The sequence below is a fragment of the Pedobacter sp. FW305-3-2-15-E-R2A2 genome (assembly GCF_038446955.1).
In the GTDB taxonomy this organism is placed as follows: Bacteria; Bacteroidota; Bacteroidia; order Sphingobacteriales; family Sphingobacteriaceae; genus Pedobacter.
In genome coordinates this window covers 2957291-2978616 of the sequence record NZ_CP151803.1, presented here as the reverse complement: position 1 = coordinate 2978616, position 21326 = coordinate 2957291, and the positions used below count along the sequence as shown (strand labels likewise).

Annotated in this window: 12 protein-coding genes; 1 reads left to right on the top strand and 11 read right to left on the bottom strand. The window is 43.9% G+C overall.

Annotation, left to right across the window (positions count from 1 at the left end):
* Positions 1-87: 87 nt before the first annotated feature.
* The 6 genes from AAFF35_RS12075 to AAFF35_RS12050 all read right to left on the bottom strand — a co-directional run bounded on the left by AAFF35_RS12075 (position 88) and on the right by AAFF35_RS12050 (position 7944).
* Positions 88-678 carry a sigma-70 family RNA polymerase sigma factor gene (locus AAFF35_RS12075; protein WP_342332761.1) on the bottom strand — a complete coding sequence of 197 codons (591 nt, stop codon included), beginning with the start codon at positions 676-678 and terminating at the stop codon, positions 88-90.
* A gap of 101 nt (positions 679-779) precedes the next feature.
* On the bottom strand, positions 780-2066 hold the full coding sequence (locus AAFF35_RS12070) for a PAS domain S-box protein (protein ID WP_342332760.1): 1287 nt from the start codon (positions 2064-2066) through the stop codon (positions 780-782).
* A gap of 21 nt (positions 2067-2087) precedes the next feature.
* A complete protein-coding gene (locus AAFF35_RS12065) occupies positions 2088-3635 on the bottom strand; it encodes an alpha-N-arabinofuranosidase (RefSeq protein ID WP_342332759.1) in 1548 nt (515 codons plus the stop codon).
* A 73-nt stretch (positions 3636-3708) separates the two neighbouring features.
* Complete coding sequence (locus tag AAFF35_RS12060) at positions 3709-5124, bottom strand: amino acid permease (protein WP_342332758.1); 1416 nt, start codon at positions 5122-5124, stop codon at positions 3709-3711.
* 6 nt (positions 5125-5130) lie between these two features.
* Positions 5131-6903 carry a DUF885 family protein gene (locus tag AAFF35_RS12055; RefSeq protein WP_342332757.1) on the bottom strand — a complete coding sequence of 591 codons (1773 nt, stop codon included), beginning with the start codon at positions 6901-6903 and terminating at the stop codon, positions 5131-5133.
* A gap of 138 nt (positions 6904-7041) precedes the next feature.
* The gene (locus AAFF35_RS12050; protein ID WP_342332756.1) at positions 7042-7944 is read right to left on the bottom strand and encodes an AraC family transcriptional regulator; all 903 of its coding nucleotides are present in this window, start codon (positions 7942-7944) and stop codon (positions 7042-7044) included.
* 326 nt (positions 7945-8270) lie between these two features.
* Between AAFF35_RS12050 and AAFF35_RS12045 the strand changes: the two genes are divergently transcribed.
* The gene (locus AAFF35_RS12045) at positions 8271-8972 is read left to right on the top strand and encodes a DUF4240 domain-containing protein (RefSeq protein ID WP_342332755.1); all 702 of its coding nucleotides are present in this window, start codon (positions 8271-8273) and stop codon (positions 8970-8972) included.
* A 51-nt stretch (positions 8973-9023) separates the two neighbouring features.
* Here AAFF35_RS12045 and AAFF35_RS12040 read toward each other — a convergent pair whose 3' ends face one another.
* The 5 genes from AAFF35_RS12040 to AAFF35_RS12020 all read right to left on the bottom strand — a co-directional run bounded on the left by AAFF35_RS12040 (position 9024) and on the right by AAFF35_RS12020 (position 21324).
* Positions 9024-12482, bottom strand: a complete 3459-nt coding sequence (locus AAFF35_RS12040) for a family 43 glycosylhydrolase (RefSeq protein WP_342332754.1) — start codon at positions 12480-12482, stop codon at positions 9024-9026.
* On the bottom strand, positions 12479-14884 hold the full coding sequence (locus AAFF35_RS12035) for a glycoside hydrolase family 127 protein (protein WP_342332753.1): 2406 nt from the start codon (positions 14882-14884) through the stop codon (positions 12479-12481). The genes AAFF35_RS12040 and AAFF35_RS12035 overlap by 4 nt, the downstream gene beginning before the upstream one ends.
* A 34-nt stretch (positions 14885-14918) precedes the next feature.
* Positions 14919-16304, bottom strand: coding sequence for a SusD/RagB family nutrient-binding outer membrane lipoprotein (locus tag AAFF35_RS12030; RefSeq protein ID WP_342332752.1), 1386 nt, complete (start codon positions 16302-16304; stop codon positions 14919-14921).
* A gap of 30 nt (positions 16305-16334) precedes the next feature.
* Positions 16335-19355, bottom strand: coding sequence for a SusC/RagA family TonB-linked outer membrane protein (locus tag AAFF35_RS12025; RefSeq protein ID WP_342332751.1), 3021 nt, complete (start codon positions 19353-19355; stop codon positions 16335-16337).
* 121 nt (positions 19356-19476) lie between these two features.
* Positions 19477-21324 (bottom strand): beta-galactosidase family protein, encoded by a 1848-nt coding sequence (locus AAFF35_RS12020; RefSeq protein ID WP_342332750.1) that lies wholly within the window; start codon positions 21322-21324, stop codon positions 19477-19479.
* Positions 21325-21326: the final 2 nt, after the last annotated feature.

The following is a 21326-nucleotide window of genomic DNA, read 5'->3' as shown; positions in this document are numbered from 1 at the left end:
GTTAATGATATATACACACGGGATTCAGATTTTACCCCAGTCAATTTATTTTTTTTTTGAGGGCGGTAAATTATCCACGTAAGCAGGCTACTTCCTGGAGAGATCCAGCAAATAAAGTATCACCAGGTAATCAAACCTGGGAAGATGTTGTTTAAGCGCATCGATTGCCCGATAGAGCAGTTTATAAGTCGCTTTCGTTGAAAGTTGCATTACCTCCGCAATTTCATTAAAATCCATTTCTTCAAAGTACCGCAAATGGATTACCTCACGCTGACGCGGAGTCATTTTACCAAGTGCAATAGCGAGGTTGTGTTGAATCTTAATGGTACGTTCAGAACTGATCATGCGATGGTCATGGCCCAGCTCTATTTCAAACCCGATTTTTTCTTCCGTTGCAGGAAAAGCCATAATTCTGGGGGCATAATCTAATTTTCTGATCAGTCTCCGTCTAAAAGCTTTGTAGATATAATTCTTTACAGAATCGGTGGGATTAATCCGTTCTTTGTCTACCCAAAGTTTAACAAACAGGTCCTGGATCACATCTTCTATGATATGATCATCCGGTGTAAACTTATGTCCGTAGTTAAAGAGGAGTTTGTAATAGGTATCAAATATAAACTTTAGCGCGCGCTCATCCCCGTACCTAAATTCATCCCATGCCTTTTGCTCAGTGGTCATATTATATTTTACTATTTACAAAAAATTCCGGGAAGAATGTTCAAAGATGAAGAAATGTTTTGAGGAACAGATAAAAAAGGCAAAATAAGGGTTAGTTCAATTCAATGGACACTCCGTGCATTTTCAATTATGCTTTTTATAGACCTGTCCAGTTCGTTTGCGGATGCACTCAGGTAGGTCAGCAGCTGGGTATCGGGAAGCTCTGTAGGTTTAGCACTGATGAGTGCTGTCAATGATAAAATATTTGCAAGCGGTTTTCTTACAGAATGGGATTGAGTCCAGGCAATTTCGCGGAGTTGCTGGTTCTGAGCTTCAATAGCCTCAAGATAATTGACTTCCTTAGTGATGTCACGAATAATGAGCAGAGAGGCTTGTTTACCCCCAAAAATAATGATATCGGACCGCACTTCCACACGAAATGTCTCGCCGTTCCTGCGACGATGTCTGGTGATGACTTTTAAAGGCTGACCGATGTTCAAATCTGGAATAAAATGTCGCTCCGGCGGCGTCATATCCTCTTCCACTTTAATGTCGGAGAAATTCATTGTTAAGAATTCATCCGTGTCATACCCATACTCTAACATCGCTGCTTCGTTGACCTGGAGGAACTTTAACGTATCGGGATCAAGTACAATCATAGGTAATGGACTAAGAAAAAAAAGACGTTTATAGTTTGCTTCCGATTCTTTAATCAATTCATCATTAAGCGTTCCTTTAGCTGTTTCCTGCCTTAGCAGATACTTTAATTTAAACCTGGTCGTCATCGCTTTCTCCATGTGAGAAATCATTTTGTTGATCAGGGCTGTGATCACCAAACACAGGAAAATCAGGTTGGCAATGAACGCAATCCAAATCCCGACATTATAAGGACTTGCAACTCTGGTTTCCAGCAAATTTAAGGTCCGCAGGGTTACACAGCCTATGCATACCACCAGATTCATCGCAATCGCCCAATACGCCAGATTTTTCGGCAATAGCAATGCAACCAATACACTCAGTGCCAACAGGTAAACCATCCCAAGTCCGAACAGTCCCAGATATAGCATCAATATCAGGGAAAGGCCGTAGATCATCAGAAAAACGATGATTTTGCGCATCAATAAATTCCAGCTCTTTTTTAGCACAATCATCCCGGTAGCTACAGCTGTAAATACGCCGAAGCAGGCAAATATATAATAACCTTCTACGATAGAAATCCAAATTCCGGGAACTATAGCGACAAGACAGAAAGGGAGCAGATAGGTAATAAAATTCGTAAAAAGCTTTTCCTTCCAATAAACAACATGTTCAGAAGCAAGGCTGTGATCCGTATGGGTAGATGCGCTGACAAAGGTTTTATAATTGGACCAGTAAAGCGACATCATTGTCGTAATATCTTTCAGGTACATAGGCGTCATTATTTAACGAATCTACTTCAATTCCAGCACTACCACCGAAAATGGCGGAAGTTTAATTTTCAATTTCCCCTCTTTTAAAACCGCAGCTTTAAAGGCCGCCGGTTTAATGGCTTCCGGGTTTTCGAACGTATTATGATCATCGACTTTTGCAGCAGTCAGAATACGCCCGGAAACAGATTTATAAGTTTTTCCGGCCAAGTCAATTTGTATTTCTTCTTCTTTATTTCTATTGACGTTGACCACAGAAATATGCGTCAGACCGGCGGCATCCTTTGATGCCGACACAGAAACTGAGGGCAGTTTCTCATTGCCAAAAACATAATCGGCTGTTTTAACCTCTACCGGGATTAAAGTGGCATCCTGATGTACTTTATACATTTCCATTACGTGGTAGGTTGGAGAAAGCAACATTTTTTCTCCGCTGGTCAGAATTACCGCCTGTAAAACATTGACACATTGTGCAAGATTCGCTATTTTAACACGGTCGCTATGGTTATTGAAAATATTTAACGTGGCCCCTGCAATCATCGCATCACGCATGGTGCTCTGCTGGTATAAAAATCCTGGATTTGTTCCTTTTTCCACATCATACCATCCGCCCCATTCATCCACTACCAGGCTGACTTTCTTTTTGGGATCATATTTATCCATGATTGCCGTATGTTTGGTAATCAGCTCCTCCATACGCAACGCACTTTTCATGGTATCGAAATATTGCTGCTCGGTAAATCCTGTAGCAGGACCTTTTTTATCCCAGTTCGGAACCGAATAATGGTGTAAAGCAACACCATCCATCATATTCAGCGGAATTCCCTTCATCAAAGTCTCCGTCCAATGGTAATCATCGCCATTAGCACCTGAGGCTATTTTATATAAATTTTTTCCTTCCATAAAAGTGGCATACTTACGGTATTCGCCCACATAATATTCAGGGGTCATATTTCCTCCGCAACCCCAGGCTTCGTTTCCTACTCCCCAGAATTTTACCTCCCATGGTTTTTCCTGTCCGTTTTTAACGCGTAGGTCAGACATCGGGCTCCGGCCCTCAAAATTCACATACTGCACCCAATCTGCCAGTTCCTGCACCGTTCCACTTCCGGTATTCCCGGCGAGGTAAGGCTCTGTCCCCAGAAGCTTACACATATTCAAAAAATCGTGGGTTCCAAAACTATTGTCTTCGGTAACCCCACCCCACATCGTGTTTACAACTGAAGGACGCTGATCTTTGGGGCCTATCCCATCTTTCCAATGGTAGCGGTCGGCAAAACAGCCACCTGGCCATCTCAGGTTTGGAATATTGAGATTCTTTAAAGCAGCAACAATGTCATTTCTTACCCCTGCTGTATTTGGGATTTTGGAATTCTCCCCTACATAAAATCCATCGTAAATACAGCGGCCGAGGTGTTCCGCAAAGTGTCCGTAAATGTGTTTACTAATTTGTCCCGAGGGCTGGTCTGCTTTTAAGGTTACGGTAGTTTGCTGTGCGATCAGCGACTGGCCGCTGCTCAGAATAAGCAGGGAAAGGCTCAGCGTATGAAATAGGTTTTTCTTGAACGTCATATACCGAATGTATACAATTATTATTAATTGTCAAATAGACGTTTATGAAAAATCCATTTGACAATTAATAAAACTAAGAAGCTTTGTTATGGTTAAGTTTACCGATGATAAAATAAACCGGAATGCCAATCAAAGTGATGATCAATCCCGGCCAGGTGAAGCGGGGTTTGTAAATGATCAATAACACACAGAATGCCAGTCCCATCACGATATAGATCAATGGTAAAACCGGATATCCGAATGCTTTATAAGGACGTTCTATATCCGGACGCTTTTTCCTGAGGATAAAGATCCCTCCTATCGTTAGCATGTAAAACATCACCACCACAAAGGAGATCATGTCCAGCAGGTCTCCATATTTGCCACTAAGGCACCAGAGGCAAGCCACAAAACATTGGATCCAGAGGCCAAAAGCCGGTACAGAATTCTTGTTCAGCGTACCTACTTTTTTAAAGAAAAGGCCGTCTTTCGCCATCGAATAGTATACCCTCGCCCCCGCCATGATCAGTCCGTTATTACATCCGAAAGTAGACACCATGATCATCAATGCGATGATCACCGTTCCTGAGGAGCCGAAAATCACCTGGGCAGCAGAAACGGCCACCCTGTCCTTATCGGCGTGTCCGATGTCATGAAGAGAAAGGACACCTGTATACATGATATTGGTTAAGATGTATAAGACAGTGACCATGATCGTACCCAGGGCGAGACTTAAGCCTACATTTCGCTTCGGATTTTTAATCTCACCAGCCACAAAGGTTACATTGTGCCAGGAGTCGCTGCTGAAAATGGAACCGACCATCGCTGCCGCAATGGCACCAAAAGCAGCCAGGGTAGTATATTCAGCTATTCCCGTTGATCCTGCGAGTGGTTTTAATTCCCAGGCATCCTTCCAGTTGAGCTCCCAGACCTCTTTTTTCATAAAGAACAAACCAAATACAATCAGGCCGAAGAGGCTGAGCAACTTGGCAAGCGTAAAAAAAGTCTGGATCGATTTTCCTGCATTTACTCCCCTGCTGTTCACATAAGTTAACACCACAATAATGACAATTGCCAGCAGTTGTGCCGGAGAAATCTGCAGAAAGCCAAGATCAGCAATCACCCGGTCTTCGCTAAATTGGGGCAGCAGATAGGCGGTAAATTTTGCAAAAGCAACCCCCACCGCAGCGATTGTTGCCGTTTGAATGACCGTAAAAAAACTCCAGCCATACAGGAAACTCACCAAGGGGTTGTAAGCCTCTTTCAGATACACATACTGCCCTCCTGCTTTCGGATACATGGAGCTCAATTCTCCATAACTTAAAGCCGCAGTTAAGGTCATGAATCCGGTGATCAGCCAGACCACCAGCAACCATCCCGAGCTCCCCACATTTCTGGTAATGTCTGCACTGACAATAAATATTCCGGATCCGATCATACTGCCCGCAACGAGCATCGTTGCATCGATTAGCCGGAGTGAAGGCTTAAATTCTGTAGGTTGCTGTTTCATACCGGATTATTTATTGAAATTGTAAAATTGCCATTGAGAGGTGAAATCCCTTTTCAGGGACTGTCCGGTTAAGGTTGCCCGGACCATTTCTATAGGAATCAGGTTTTCCTTCATTACCCGTTCATGAAACTCCGTATAAGTCATTTTTCCGCTGTCTACCAGTTCGTGTTTTAGCGCCATCAATTGCAATCCTCCAATCATATAAGCCACCTGATATAATGGACTATAGCCCCCTTCGAATGACCTGCGCACTTCCCCTTCGGCATTGGCTGGTTCGTGCCCTACGCGGTCTACCAGGAAGTCAACACACTGCCCTGGTGACCATTTGCCCAAATGATAATTGAGCGAGAAAATGATTCTTGCACAACGGTGCATTCTCCAGAATAACATTCCGATGCGCTCTTCCGGGCTTTTAGCAAAACCTTTATCATACAAAAGCAGTTCCCAGTACAGGGTCCATCCTTCAATTCCAAAAGGTGTGGTAAAAAGTTCCCGGTAATTCTTGTACCTGCTATTCATATAATATTGCAGGTGATGACCCGGCAATAATTCATGTTGTACTGTTCCCCTTGAAAAGTAAGGATTGTTGCCCCGCATGCTCATCAATTTATCTCCGTCAGTCATGCCCGCTGTTGGATAGGAAATACTGATTTCCCGGCCTCCGGTAAAAAATGGATTGACCAGCTGTCTTTCTGCCGACATCATGACCATGCCCCAGGTTTCTTTTGCCAGCTCAGGAATGTTCATTAAATTCTGTTTTTTGATAAAATCCAGTGCATCGTCCTGCAATTGTACAATCAGTTCAGGCTGCTTGCCAGGTGCGACAAAACTCTGTTTAACTTTCTCCTGGGCTTTTTTCCAATCTTTCCCAAACCCCATTTCTGCAGAAGCTTTTAACAACTCCTGATCACAAAAGGCAAATTCCTTCTCCGCGATTTTCAGGAGTTCTTCCGGGCTATAGGGAATCATTTCCGCCTTTAATTGTGCGGTCAGGTCTGCCTGTCCGATTGGATTTCCTTTTATGCCATAATTGCTGTCTTTTTGAACAGGTGCTTCGCTTTGTTTTTCGGAAAACAGGGAAGCATAATTGTCTAAAGCCTGAATCAATGTTTCATAAGGTTTAGGCAGCCACCAATCGAACAAAGGATCATAGCCTTTGTAAAATTCGTAAACACCTTTTAATCTCGTCTTCAGGCCGTATATCACCTCTTTGATGTTTTTTATCTTCGCTTTGTTCAGCGTTGTTTTGTTGATCGATGTGGCATTAAAAGCCCCGACCTCTTTTGTAATCGCATTTAACTTCGCGGCTACGGCCGGCCAATCCATGGCTTTCCCCCTACGTCTATCCTTTTCAATCGCATAAATTCCAGGTGCAAAAGAAATGTATTTAAGGATCGCCTTTTCATTGAGCTCTGCTTTTTCCAATTCTGCGATTTCGCTCCTGATCTCTTTTTTCAGCAAGAGGTAATCTACTTTTCCATATACACTGAAGGCATCAAATTCCAGCTGCTCCATTCTTTTCAGGTATTCTTTTTGAACGCTGAGCAGGCGGCTCCGTTGCTCGGGCGAATAATAGACCCGGGCAATCTCCGGATAAGTGCCCTCGATCACATACGGCCAGTAAAAATCCCGGATGGCTTTGACATCCTGTTGGTAGGTAATGATGGTGGTCCCCATTTCACTGGTTTGTTCATAGAGGCTGGATGTAGCTTTTTCCTGGGAAAAAATAACTGAGGGCAGCAGGCACATCATCAGAAGTAATTGGTATGGTTTATTCATTTAGTGATCTTTGTTTTGGTTCGTCTTAGCTGTTGAGTATTAATGTACAGCTATTAAATGCCAGTCAGGAATTCTACAGTAAACTGGTTAGAATACGGTCAAAAGGCGTTAATATCTGTCGCAATTGACAGGATTTGTTTATCCTGCAATGCTGGTGATGCGACTTACATTATTGTATTCGTCGATATAGGCTCTTGGCGAGCGCCCGATTAAATTCTTGAATACCCGGTTGAAGTTGGCGATGCTGTTGAAACCGGCTTTATAAGCAATGCCTGAAATGCAATCTGGTTTATCATCAGAGACCAGACTTTTACAGGCATCATTGATCCGCACTTCATTTAAAAAAGAGATGAAGGTATGTCCGGTATGTTTTTTAAAATAACGGCAAAAAGCCTGAGGGGTCATATAAGCTGCATTGGCTACATCTTCCAGATCGATCCGGTTGTTATAATTGCGCATAATGAAGTTAATGATGTTGCTGAGCCTCATGCCTTCATGTTCTGAAAGATTGGAAGAGTAAAAGTCAGGGCAAAGAGGTTCTACCTCCTCTTCTACACTTTGAAGTCCCTCCATTAAACTTAGAAAAGCAAATAAAACAGCCGATCCGGTTGCTTCATGCAGGTTCTGCATCCGTTCGGATAACAGTGCGGCATAGCTTTCAGGAATTTTAAAGCCATGTTTGTTGTTTTTCAAAAAGGAGCTGGCGGTGTTCAATTCAGGCATTTTGAACAAACCTGATAATCGTCCATTAGGATTGAAATAAACAGAACTGGCCTTAATACATTTACTCTCATCCCCCATAAAATACTCGGGATTACTCTTGAATAAATGAGGCAGGTTTGCTCCGATTAAAAACAGATCCCCGGAACGAAAGGCATGCATGTTATTGCCAGCAATCAGCGTACCCTCTCCCCGTTCCACCCAGGTGATTTGCCACTCCTCATGACGGTGGAGGTATTGATAAAAATAAGGTAACTCAATTTGTTCGGAGATTACACTTTTATCATCCGGTACAAGCAAAGTAAAAGGAAGCACTTTCATGGTCGGTTGTTTTGGTTAACGGTTTGGTTGTTGAGCATCAATTCTGCATTAATGTACAGATATTAACAGGTAGTCAAGAATTCAATAACAAACAGGTTAAAATCCGGTCAACACGTGCTAATATACGTCAAGTTAACGTTTATTAATTGCTATAAATAAGCTTCCCTATCCAATTGTTAAAATACAAGTAGTATCTGCAAAATAAAGGCAATATCTCCGGTCAAAAATATCCTGTTCGATTAAAGCGGATGTCTTTTTCCGCTTTGATTAGCGTATCAAAGAAATTAATTTTACTTTAGGCGTATAAACGATAAAACTAATTACCGATGAAGAGAACTTTTTTAAATCAGGAAGGAGAATCGAACAAGCTTTGGACGGTTGAAGTATCTGGTGCAAGCTATACGGTTACATTTGGTAAAGTGGGTGCAAAAGCCAGGGAAAATACGAAGCAGTTCACTGATGAGAGTAGTTGTATCAAAGAAGTGGAAAAGCTGATTCTGGATAAACAACGCAGCGGTTACAAAGAATTATCGGCAGGTCAGGCCATTCCTGAAAAGACAGCATTAACCTACAGGCCAATGGACGAGGAGTTATTCTGGGAGATCATTGCCACTTTCAATTGGAAAAAAACCGGAGATGACGATGCCGTAATGAAACCCGCTTTAAAACAACTGGTCGCAATGAAAGTGGAAGACATCCAGCAATTCGCTGAAATTCTTTCAGAAAAGTTATACCAGCTTGATGGCCTTGCTTATGCTTCCAATATCGGTCCGGATTCTTATAAAGATGGGAAGCATTTTTCGGTGGATTATTTCCTATACGTCCGGTGCTGTGTCGTTGCAAATGGAAAAGAATATTATGAACGGGTACTCAATGACCCGACTGAAATGCCGGAAGAAATGGATTTTGAAGCATTGCTATATCTGGCAGATGAAGCCTATAATAAAAAGATGGGAACAGAAGATGAAAATTTGTTTACCAGGCTTTCATTTGAAACCTTTAGCAATGAAAAAGGCTGGCCGGCATGAAGCCAGACAGATAAATAAAATCACCGGCCAGATGGAACTGACCGGTGGCTTTTATTTCTTTTGAATGATCTTAAAATCGCGGAAAGAACCATATCCGCTTTGCGTTCCGTAAGTGGCTTGATATACCCCCACTTTTAGCACCGGACCAAGGTCCGGCCGATCGATCGGGCTACCAGGTAAATCATTCCAGATTACACCATCACTGCTCCCACGCAGATAAAACACATTAGCACTGCGTTGAATTTGCAGGTGTTTGTAAAAACCCCATGCAGCTGCATTATTGGTCTGCACACGTCCGTTTTTATCCAGACTGGTCACCATGTTTCCAACGCCCCAACCCGGAAAAATGCTATTCTGTAAAAGAAGGTCCTGATCGCCCAGAACCATCAATCCCGCATCATTGGCACCGTTGGCTTTCTTTTCTTTCAGTCCGCTGACATCAGCTACCGTTACCTCTGCGATAAAATCGCCAGTGATCTGCTGATACAAAAACGGCCCTTTGTTCTCATTGCCATCCCATTTCGTATCGGTGGAAGCCAAAGTCAAAGTACCGTTTTCCGTTTTTGCCAGATCTGCTTTTCCCAGTAATCCAGCCCAGATTGATGTAGTGGTGCCTTTTAAATAATCTTTAGCCACACTAAAATCATCCTGATATATCTTAAAAAGACCGGGTGCTGTCGAAACCTTTACAGGACTTGCAGGTAAAGTCACATTGCCATAACTGTCTCTTACTTTCAGGGTATAGCGATAAGATCTGTTCCCGGCTACTTTAAAATCTGTATACTCCTTGTTGTTGATCCAGCCGGAACGATGTACCTGGCCTTTGTCGTCTGTTGCCGAATAATCATACTGAAGCATCCCTCCGGGAAGCTGAACCTCAGCCGCAGACAGGCGTACCAGTCCCGGACTTAAAGCGATGGGTTGCTTTTCAAAAGAAGCGACTGTTGCTGACACAGGGGTATTTTCTTTCCATTTCTGATATAAACCTGTGATGGCCAATGCACTCAGCTCATGATCGTAAACGACAATGGAAGCAATCCCATTTACAGCAACATCCGGTTTCAAAAACGGACCTTCAAAATCCTTTGAGGGATTCAGCACGCCGTCTATATAGGTCTGTACACCTGCCTTGTTGTAAACTTTTGTAAGCTGATGCCATTTTAGGTCTCCAAATTGTTTAGCCGCCAGCACAGCAACCATACTATAGGAACTCCGCTCCTTCCCGAGTCGCTCCAGCAAGGTATTCCATCGCTCAGCAAGTACGGTTTGTGCATTTTCTTTTACCTGAACAGCCAGCTTAGCCGAAAGATCATTTACAAAAGTCTGGTCAGACAGGTCATTTAAATCACCGGGAAGATAACCTTCATTTTTCCAGTTGTTTAGCGGCCCATAGTTTAACTTAGCTGCATCCAGATAAACCGCAATATCAGATTTACCTGGTTCCTTAGAAAGGGCAATCACTTCAGCCTCGCTAAGCGGTACATCATAAACTTTCAATGAGGAGATCGCGCCTGAGAAAAAAGCAGTAGCATCATCATTCCTGCCGAGCATAAAGTTTTTCAGATTGGCGATAAACAACATTTTTAGCTCCTGATGATCCAATATGCCATCCACATACAGCTTTTCATTTGTCCCGTCAAAGACCACTGCAATATGATGCCATTTTCCTGCTTCAGGCAGGGTTTGATAAGCCATATCCGGCCATCCCCAATGGGCTGCTGCGCCGAAGCGTTTATTGCTTCCATAGCCGATACTGGCATTGGTAATGTCTATGCCACCTCTCCTTGTCCAGGACAACACCGGTTCTTCGTCCTGGATGGACTCATTATAAACCCACATGGCAACCGAAAAACTACTGTTGCCCAGCATGGATTCCGGAGCTTTGAAGTCGGCAGTCATACTTGATTTACCGGGAAAAACGATGGCTTTTCTTCCGGCCAGCATTTCTACCGAAGGAGAGAGACCTTTATCAGTAAAAAACTGTCCGCCCAGCTTGCCTTTATTGTGCCACTCTTTTACTGCAGTACCGATCTCCATGGCATCCGCATCCAGGTCTATCAATAGTCCTCCGGGTTTTAAAGTCGTCAGTGCTGAAGGTTTTTTCGCTTCCACCAACATTTTAGGATGGTAGCTGTCGTTCTCAAAAGCCTTAAAGTTCCAGATTGCTTTATTCAAACCCGGATATTCCGTATTCAAAATGGTGATTCGCAGATACCTTGCTTTTACATTCCCAATATCGATCATCGGGCTGCCATGTGTGGTATTGTTGCGCTGATCAGCAAAGACCACCCACTTAACCCCATCTAATGAAGATTCGATCAGGTACTGGTAATACCAGGTTGCATATTCAAACTGGGTGTGCACACTTTTGATCTGCTTAACAGCTCCCATATCAACGCTCAAAAAGGATGCTGCTGAATTGTGTTCAGGTTTCCATAAAGTGCCATTGTTCTGGTCTACTGCAAACTCCGGCTTAAATTCCTCACTATATGAGGAGGAGGCCGTTACCTTTGCGCCAAACAGCAGGTCCGGAAAAGCGTTGGCATTTTTAGCCAGATAACCTACTCCATTGTGGCTCGGAATCAGTTTTTCGATATTTCCATCCGCGTCAAAGACCAATTTATCGGCTGCAACCTGTCTGTGGTATCCCCCACCGGAATGAGGATTGTTGTGACGATGGTAAACGAGGTAAAAATCCTTTCCCTCCTGTAATACAGATTGGTGACCCGGCCCATGGACCGTGCCATCTGCGCTGGTCACAAGAATGGGGTTATTTTTTCCGTATTCAAAAGGCCCCATCGGTCCCGTTTTGCTGACCGCATATTGCACCCTATACGTATCATCTTCACATCTTCCCGACGAATAGGTCAGGTAATACATCCCATTCCGCTTGAACATAAAGGGAGCTTCAAAGAAATCTTTGGCTATCGTGTTTGGAATCTTATCCAACCGGGCAAAAGATTTCATATCTGCGTTAAACAGACCGACTCCGCAACCGTGGTTGGGATAAATGCCCCATGTACCCCAGAAAAAGTACATTTGATCATCGTCGTCCCTGAACGTCTGACCATCGAGGGTAATCACATCGGGCACCAGAAAATTACGGACTACAGGTTCGCCAGCTGGCAACAGGGATGTCCAGGGACCGACAGGCGACGATGATTTCGCGCCAAAGATCTCGACAGGCTGGCAATAGTACAGGTAGTACATTCCGTCCTTTGCCTGCGTCACATCCGGTGCCCAGTAATGATGTGTGGTTGGCCAGTTCATGTCCTGCAGACTCCAGTTCACAAAATCCTTAGAAATCCATACCTGGGATGGCCCAAAGCCACCACCGTTTCCATCGGTGGTGGCGTACAGGTAATAAGTATCTCCAAATTTCTTTATCGTCGGATCTGCAAAATAACCCGGTATGATCGGGTTGCCCGCTCCCGGGTCCTGGTGTTTTTTTATTTGTGCAAAGCAGGTTTCTCCAATGAACAGCAGGAAAAATAAAATCTTTTTTATCATTTCACTTTCCATTCATGAATGCCCGAGGATTGTTCCAGTGGGAGTTGAACCTCAAGTTTCAGCGCTTTGGTATTTACTGGTTTAAACTTAATCACATTAAACTGGTCTTTAGCGATTCCTGAGTCAGTGATGACTTCAACCGGCAGCCATTTGCCTTCTTTCAAGTACAATAGCTTATAGGAAAGCGGGATCTTGCAGCCTCCCCAAGGTTGATCGTCGTACCAATAAACACCTGATTCTGAAACCGTATGTGCTTCCGCAAAATCATACTGCACATATTCTGTGCTGTTCTTTTTTGGCCACCAATGCAGATACGGATAATTGGTATCTTTTGAATCTGCGGGCTCGTACTGATCTCTGATCGCTTCCAGCAAACGTGAGTTGTCTGAAGAAGAACTCACCTTGCTTAACGAAGCAATTGTTGGTGCAGGTTGTGGCCTCGCCGAGGAAGCCTCATAGGGAATCCAAACCGTCATGTCGCTCGGTCCGCGATTGGCCCAGGCATAGTATGGAATGGCAGTCACCTTTTGCTTTACCTGGATCAGTTCTTCTGAATTCAGCTGTCTTTTGGTCCCCGTTCCTTCTACGGAAATCTCCTGAATTTCGTTTAATTTATCCTTGTTAAATGCGGTCGTTACCTTTGCGTTTTTGTCGACCATAATGTTTTGAACCAATCCGTCTTTGTTGTCTGGTCCTTCCAGGCAATACACGATTGGTCCGCGCTGAAAAGCAAATCTGCCCACATCGTCTTTTACCTTTGCATTGGCCACTACCTTTTCTACCTCCATTGGCAAATCAAGGGTCAGCTGATCTCCTTTTTTCCATTTACGTTCCACAACCGCATAACCTTTGATCATTTTATACGTAGCAGGTTGTCCGTTAAGTAATAATTTGAAAGATGCTTTAGACGGATCCATATAGCTGTAAAGGTCACCCGGTACCGGCGACTGCGCAGCCCATCCCGGGATGCGGATATGAAGGGCAAAATTAGCCGATTTTGCAGGGTTAACGCTAATGTCTACTTTTCCATTCCAGGGATAGCCTGTGGTCTGGCTAAGGGAGACCTTAGTTGCTTTAAGACTGACATCAGCCTTATTGCTCATAAACAAATTCACATAGAGGTCGTTGTTATTCTGTGCATACACATAACCCGGCACCGAAGGTAAAAACCGCGTCATGTTGGAAATGCAACAAGCACAGGAAAACCAGGCGCTACGCTGATGCTGGTGCATAGAAGCCAGTGGATTCGGATAAAAAAACCGGTCGCCACTTAAAGACACTCCGGAAAGCAAGCCATTGTACAGTGTTCTTTCCAGAACGTCCATATATTTGGCGTCACCATGCAACTGGAACATTCTGCTGTTCCAGTAAATATTGGCGATGGCTGCACAGGTTTCTGCATAGGCAGACATGTTTGGCAACTGGTAAGCCTCGCCAAATGCTTCTCCTGCACCTGTAGCACCGATACCGCCAGTGATGTATAACTTTTTATAGACCACATCCTCCCATATTTTATCGATGGCATTCAGGTAATTCTGATCACCGGTCAATGCGGCAACATCCGCCATACCGGTATACATATAGGTGGCACGTACGGCATGACCTACAGCGGTCTTCTGATCAACCACTTTCGCATTTGCCTGGTTGTATGCATCGCCCTTAGGCCCTCTCACATCCAGAAAAAACTTAGCCAGGTCCAGGTATTTCTGGTTCCCTGTAATGCGGTAAAGACGGACCAGACCAATTTCGACAATCTGATGTCCGGGATAGATCTCCAATTTTCCGGGGCCAAAAACTTTAACCAGCAGGTCTGCATTTTTAAGGGCGATGTCGAGCAAGGTCCGTTTACCCGTTGCCTCATAATAGGCGGTTGCAGATTCGTATAAATGTCCGGCATTGTACAGTTCATGGCTCAGGTCCTCTTCCTTTTCCCATCTTTTACTTCCAATCCATTCATGAGGTTTCTTCACATTTGCCGTGCGGAACGTAAATAAATAACCGTCCTTTTCCTGAGCTTTGCCAATGATGGTAATCAATGAATCGATGTACAGCTCCATCGCCGGATCTTTCTTCACCTGCATGGCATATGAAGCACCCTCAATTACTTTATATACATCCGTATCATCAAAGGTAAACTGAGAAAGTTTACCCTCTTTTTTTTCATGAGAGGCCATTAAAAAATTATCTATCCGTCCATTTTCTTCACACTTCTGCAAAGTATAAGGAATGGTAACCGAAGCATTAACCTGCATTTTTGGTGCCCAGAACTGGTCATTTACATGGACATGCGTAAAGGCAACAGGTTGTATCGGATAGTCTTTCTTCTGCTGTGCCCTGGCCGGAAGTACAGCGGTTCCGGCGGTCAGCATCAGGAGCAATGATTTCATTTTAGTCAGTTTCATAATTGTGTTTTCTTAAAGATATTGTCGTTCTCTACTATTGCGCATCCCACCAAAGCCTATCGGTTATCTTTGCCGATTGCTGGGGTTGAGGATTGGTTCTCATTTCAGTTTCAGGGTATAGTAATCTTCTTGGAATGGCAGACAATGCACCGTCTACCGCTGTGATTGACGGATATCCCGTTCTCCTCCAGTCATTGTAGTTTTCAAGGTTAAAGAAACTGCCAACGCTCTTTTCCTCCATAATTCGTTGTAACGCATTTCCTGTGCTCAGCGTGCCTCTTAAACTAAGATAAGTAGTAATTTCAGGATTAGAAACCCCAACTTTAAGCATGTGTTGTCTGATGCCTTCCTGATAAACAGGCTGTGCCAGACTGGCTCCGGATTTAATCAGGGTAGCTTCCGCTTTGAGAAATAATGCCTCCGTATAATTTACCAGGTAAGCCGCCGCGCCAATCCCCGCATAAAAATCTGTAGGATAAGAATATTCGGAGAGCGTTCCCGGCGCTGTCCCTACCCTTCTTCCAGTATATAAACCAGTAGATTGCGCAGGTTTTACCAGCTTTGTTAAGCGTGGATCATTTCTCGTTTTAAATCCTTCCACATAGGTTTGGTTCAACAGATTGGTGGACACCGGGTTGAAAACCGTATAAAGGATGCTTTCTGCACCCGCCGCTCCGCTATATTGAAATTTCAAATCATCATCATTGGCTTCCATTCCCTGAGCCAGTGCCGCTAAGGCAAGATCTGCCTGGGCCTGTGCATTGTAGCCCGGCGCTTTGGTCAGGTGCATGTGATAACGTGCTTTTAGCGTATAAGCCAGCTTCTTCCATTTATTCATATCACCTTTATAGAAATAATCCTCGCCAGCGGGTTTGATTGCGGCGTTTTTACCGATATCCGAGATCGCCTGGTCCAGTAATGACTGCAGGCTTTTATAAATATCCTCCTGTTTATCATAAGCAGGCTTATAATTATCTGCACCTTTGAAAGCCTGCGAATAAGGAACCTCACCCCATATGTCTGTTGCGGTACCTAAAGTATAGGCCGTTAAGATCTTGGCAATTCCTGCATAGTTATGATTTGTACTGGCTTCCGCTTTGTCGTTTAAAAGTTTCAGGTTCTTCAATACGCTGACATAAATATTAAACCAGTCGCCATCCAGATCCCGGTTGAAAATGTTATAATTCCAAAAGCCGGGATTGGGCTGATTTGCCGCGGTCGACTGCATAAAATATTGGACGATGATGCTGGCATTACCTGCATATACGAAATCTGCAATATTCAATTCTGCCGGTGCAAGCAGCAGAGATTCCTGAACATCTGTAGGCAGATTGGGATTGTCATTAACATCAAGTGTTTTCTTACAGCTGCTAAATAAGGCAGCGGTCATTAAAAGTATATATATCGAAATTCTTTTCATGAGTATCTATTTATGAATGAGTGAATAATTTTAGAAACCTAATTTCAGTGAAAAACCGATGGAGCGTGAAGTAGGCGTAGTAAAATTATAGATCGCTCTGTCGCCATTTCCTGTACCTCCGGTACTCACTTCCGGATCCGGGCCGTGAAAATCCGGTGCATGAATCCAAAGGTTTCTTCCGGTTACCGTGAATGAAGCGGTTTTAAATGGCGCCTTTTTAAATAAGGAAGGAGACAGGTTGTAAGACAGGCTTACATTTCTAAGTTTGATGTAACTGCCATCTTCGATGATATGCTCATAAATCCCGCTAACCGCCTGATAATAGGCTTGCGCGCTCACCTCTTTTGTATTTGGAAGGCCAGTAGTTTCATTAACCCCGGCAGCAACTATCGGGTTTCTGTTTTCCGTGGCTTTTGAAGTTCCATAAAACAAGGCCAGCGATTCGAAATCATTTTGAACATCACCTCCTCCTTTAACGTCAAAGAAGAAACTTAAGCTCAATTGTTTATACCTGAAGGTATTCGTCATTCCGCCTAACCAATCCGGATTAGGATCACCAACCACACCTAACTCAGCACTCGTAAAAGGGAGTCCATTGTCATTAATTAAGATCTGGCCTGATGCAGAGCGGGCATATTTTGCACCGTAAAAAACTCCTGCGGGGTAGCCTACTCTAAAGCGGTCTACATTCGTCAATCCTTTTTCATCGTTGATCTCCAGGACCTTATTTCGGATGCGTGAAAAGTTCAGGGAAACATCCCAGTTAAAGTCTTTTGTTTTGATGGCAGTTCCCGTTAAAAACAATTCAATACCACGGTTTCTGATCACGGCAGAATTCACCGTCGTCCCGCTAAATCCTGTAGCCGCAGAAATCTCTACAGAAGGAATGATCCCGTCTTCCGATTTTCTGGAGAAATAAGAACCTTCGAAAGACAGGCGGTTGTTGAAAAACTTCAGTTCCAGCCCCGTTTCAAATTCTTTTAAGGTCTCGTTGATCAGATATGGATTAGACAATGTTCCGCTTTGCATAAATCCGGCTTGTCCCTGGAATGGGAAATCTGTACTTCCGATGGCGGTGCCTCGACTTGGAGAATAATAAGGCGTATTTAAGGCATAAGGGCCTACCAGGTCATTTCCCACGGTAGCATAAGAAAGTCTGACTTTACCAAAGTTCATGATCTTAGTTGCCTTTTCCGGCATAAAGCGGCTAAAGATAAAACCTAATGCTGCAGAGCCATAAGGATAAAACTGTTCGTCTTTAAAAAGTTTGGAACTGCCATCGTAACGACCGGTCAGTGATAAGATCAGGAACTTGTCGTACTCCAGGTTGGCCTGTGCATAGAAGCCCAGTTTTCTTTCCAGGTAATTTGCTTCTGAGCTCGTCACGGTTGATCCGCCACTAACATTATAGAATTTCTTTATCTGCAGGCCATTCGCATTCAAGGCGATCGCCTGAGAATAAATCGAGTTGAAGTTATTCCCGAGTAAAAGGTCGGCATCAAGTTTACCAAATTGCTTCCTGGCGTTGATTAACAAATCATGGTTGATCTGACGGTAATTTATGTTTTGATCTCTAATGAGTCCGGCTTTACCGATCGCAGGACTAGGGTTTTCCCAAAATTTGATTTGCTCTACTGACACATCAGCTCCAACCCTTTCCGTAATCGTAAGCCATTTGGTGGGCGTATAATTTACCGTGGCTACCGGTAAAAAGCGGTTCACCAGATCTTTGTTATCCATATTATCCAGCGTCCATAAAGGTGCATTCCTGGAGAAACGGAACAGGCGCATGGTACCATCAGGATTGTAAACAGGATAAGGATTCCAGGATACCGGCTGGTATAAAACCAGGGCAATTGGGCCTTGAGAATTTCCTTCCGGTAATCGGTGTTGCAGGGAGTTGCTATAGCCCAGCTGAAAGCTGGTCGTCAGGTTATCATAGGCTTTGGCCGTATACTTAGCCAGGAAGGAATGTCTTTTAAAATCGTTTCCCGGATTGATCCCCGTTTGATTGAAATTAGAATAGGAAAGGAAATAAGAAGAGGATTCCCCTCCTCCGCTGATATTTAAACTGTTATTGAAGGTCCTTCCCGTTCTGAAGAAATCATAAGGATCGTATTTAGGTGCTAAGGCACCATTAACTTTCAGCGTATCCATTCTCGGGCCCCATGAAGTACTTGTTTTTTGATCTTCACCATTCGCGAAAACACCATTATTTCCCTGAGCAAAAGTGGTTTGGCGTTCCGGGTTAATGCCTTTTTCAAATGAATAATCAGACATGAAGTTTATCGAAGGTCTTTTGTTAAATCCGCCGCTTTTGGTTGTGATGATGATCGCACCACCTGCACCTCTGGAACCGTAAAGTGCAGTCGCAGCTGCTCCCTTTAAAATGTTGACATTTTCTATATTATTGGGATCCACATCTATGATTCTGCTGATTCCTGCACCTGCAGGATCTCCTCCCACACTCGTTTCGGAATTGTCCATTGGAACCCCATCGATGACATATAAAGGAGAAGAATTTTGTGTGGAGATGTCGCCGCGAATCACGACTCTGGAAGAAGATCCTGCAATACCGCTGGTGCTCGTGATCTGGACCCCGGCAACTTTACCGGTCAGTGAATTCAACAGGCTGGGTTCTTTGGCTCTTGACAGCTCTTCTGCTTTAATTTCCTGGCTGCTATACGTTAACAAGCGTTTTTCACGTTTCACCCCTATCGCCGTGACCACTACTTCCTCCAGTTTATTCACATCTTCTGAAAGTGTGATGTTGAGCGATGTCTGGTCCTTCAGCTGCACTTCCTTCGTTACATAGCCAATTGCCGAAACGGTTAAGGTGGAGGCCCCGTTATAGGTCATGTTAAAGTTTCCGTTAACATCTGTTTTAGTGACTGCAGCAACACCTTTTAGTCGGAGGCTGGCGCCTGGCACAGGCAGCTGGTCTGCAGTGACAACCTTGCCTTTTAAATTTGTCTGGGCGTAAGATGTCAGACAAAAAAATACCTGAAAAAGTATTAAACAGGCTAGCTTAAATGATAGAATTATTCTCATATCGAGTGGTTTATGGTTAGATTGGGCTTAGTCGGCCGTTGTAAAAGTATACAACGGCCTGACTTTTAAATGCTCAAAATTTAACCAGATGAGATTGTATCTTAACCCTCGGTATGTTTACTTACTTTAAATTATTATTTACCTGATCCAGGATCGGTCTGGCAAGTCCGGATAAAACAGTCTGTTCCGGTTTGTTCAGTTCCAATACCACAATTTCATTTTTCCCTTTCTTTAACCATTCTGCAGGCAGGTAAAGTGTTTGTTGTGGGCCCACTTCCCAGTATTTACCAAGATTATTGCCGTTTACCCAAACCATACCTTTTCCCCATTTCTGCATGTCCAGATAAGTATCTGCTGTGTTTTTCAGGGTAAATGTTCCTTTTCTGACTACCGGAGTATTACCGGCCTTGTAGGCACTTTTGAATTTCAGTTGCTTAACTTCGTTGAAAGGCAGTTTAAACATTGTCCAGTTTTTAACTTCAGTACCTGCAAAACTAACCGATGTGGTGATTCCCTTTTTGTTTTTAAGCAGGTTCGGTCCGAAGTTGATCCTTCCCAGGTTTTCTACTAAAATATCCAGTGTTACTTTTCCTTTTGGCAGCGTAATCGACAGGCTGTCCTGAGCATGGCGGCGATCCAGGATACCCACGCGTTTTCCATTGATCATGATGACCGCATAATCTCTCAGTTCTTTGATTTTCAGCGTTCCTGTTTTGCCGCCATTTAAGGTACTGCGGTACCAGACAAATCCATAGGCCTGATTCAGGTCTTCGAAAGTCATGGGTTTAAGGTTACGTACAGGATTTGTTAAAAGCTCAGCAACTTTGATCGCAGATTGAAACTGAATTGCCGGAATTGCCATGGAAGGTTTAGCGGCGGGAACCTCAGGAAGTGTTTGTCCGGCTGGGAGATTGCTTTGAATCACGGCCCTGAACTTCATAAACTTATCCGTCGCATTGCCGGCTTCATCCAACGGGGCATCATAGTCGTAACTGCTGATCTGAGGTTCATAAGGCGTGGTCTCTTTATAATTGGCGCCATTCATAAAGCCCCGGGTGCTGCCTCCGTGGAACATATACATGTTGATGGAGATGCCTGCTTTTAACACGGCGTCCAGTTTACCGGTATACTTTTCTGCAGGAACGGTATGATGAGGTGTTCCCCACCAGTCGAACCATGCAGGATACCATTCGGCAATAAAAAACGGACCTTTACCTTCGTTTAAGGCCTTGATTTTGCTTTTTACGATGGCAGGATTGTCCTGTCCGTTGATGGCTGGTAATAAGCCCGGCAAATGTCCATTGCTCAGGTCTGCTTCCGGATCGCAGGTGTACAATAATCCATCAAATCCGGCTTCCTTAAACAACTCCCGGTTGATGGAAAGGTATTCTTTATCGTTGCTGTAAGAGCCATATTCGTTCTCGACCTGTACCATCAGGATGTTGCCACCATGGTTGATCTGTAAAGGCGCCAGTTGTTTACCGACTGCTTTGATATAGGTTTCATATTCTTTGAGGTACTGCTTTTCTTTACTTCTTACCTCCAGGCCTTTTTCATTTTGCAGCCAGTAAGGATATCCTCCAAACTCCCATTCTGCGCAAACGTAAGGGCTGGGCCTCAGGATCACCCAAAGGCCTTCTTCTTTGGCAATTCTTACAAATGCGGCAATGTCATTGTTCCCGCTGAAATCGAATTTGTTCTTTTCAGGTTCATGCAGGTTCCAGAATACATAGGTGCCGATTGTATTCAGTCCCATGGCTTTCGCCATTTTCATGCGCTGTCTCCATGCTGCTCTGGGAACTCTGGGGTAATGGATTTCTCCGGAGATGATCTGGAAAGGTTTGTTATCCAGCAGAAAGGTACTGTCGCTCAGGGCGAAAGTATGTTGCTGGGCATTGGCTTTTTCGGTATTGGTGACTATCGCTAAAGGAAGGGCTAGCAGGCAAACCAGGTATCTTAAAGTTTTCATTT

Excerpts from the sequence above, each read along its gene's own strand:
- AAFF35_RS12030 (WP_342332752.1), bottom strand. The coding sequence starts at position 16,304 with ATGAAAAGAATTTCGATATATATACTTTTAATGACCGCTGCCTTATTT.
- AAFF35_RS12065 (WP_342332759.1), bottom strand. The coding sequence starts at position 3,635 with ATGACGTTCAAGAAAAACCTATTTCATACGCTGAGCCTTTCCCTGCTT.
- AAFF35_RS12045 (WP_342332755.1), top strand. The coding sequence starts at position 8,271 with ATGAAGAGAACTTTTTTAAATCAGGAAGGAGAATCGAACAAGCTTTGG.
- AAFF35_RS12070 (WP_342332760.1), bottom strand. The coding sequence starts at position 2,066 with ATGTACCTGAAAGATATTACGACAATGATGTCGCTTTACTGGTCCAAT.
- AAFF35_RS12075 (WP_342332761.1), bottom strand. The coding sequence starts at position 678 with ATGACCACTGAGCAAAAGGCATGGGATGAATTTAGGTACGGGGATGAG.
- AAFF35_RS12060 (WP_342332758.1), bottom strand. The coding sequence starts at position 5,124 with ATGAAACAGCAACCTACAGAATTTAAGCCTTCACTCCGGCTAATCGAT.
- AAFF35_RS12040 (WP_342332754.1), bottom strand. The coding sequence starts at position 12,482 with ATGATAAAAAAGATTTTATTTTTCCTGCTGTTCATTGGAGAAACCTGC.
- AAFF35_RS12055 (WP_342332757.1), bottom strand. The coding sequence starts at position 6,903 with ATGAATAAACCATACCAATTACTTCTGATGATGTGCCTGCTGCCCTCA.
- AAFF35_RS12050 (WP_342332756.1), bottom strand. The coding sequence starts at position 7,944 with ATGAAAGTGCTTCCTTTTACTTTGCTTGTACCGGATGATAAAAGTGTA.
- AAFF35_RS12020 (WP_342332750.1), bottom strand. The coding sequence starts at position 21,324 with ATGAAAACTTTAAGATACCTGGTTTGCCTGCTAGCCCTTCCTTTAGCG.
- AAFF35_RS12025 (WP_342332751.1), bottom strand. The coding sequence starts at position 19,355 with ATGAGAATAATTCTATCATTTAAGCTAGCCTGTTTAATACTTTTTCAG.
- AAFF35_RS12035 (WP_342332753.1), bottom strand. The coding sequence starts at position 14,884 with ATGAAACTGACTAAAATGAAATCATTGCTCCTGATGCTGACCGCCGGA.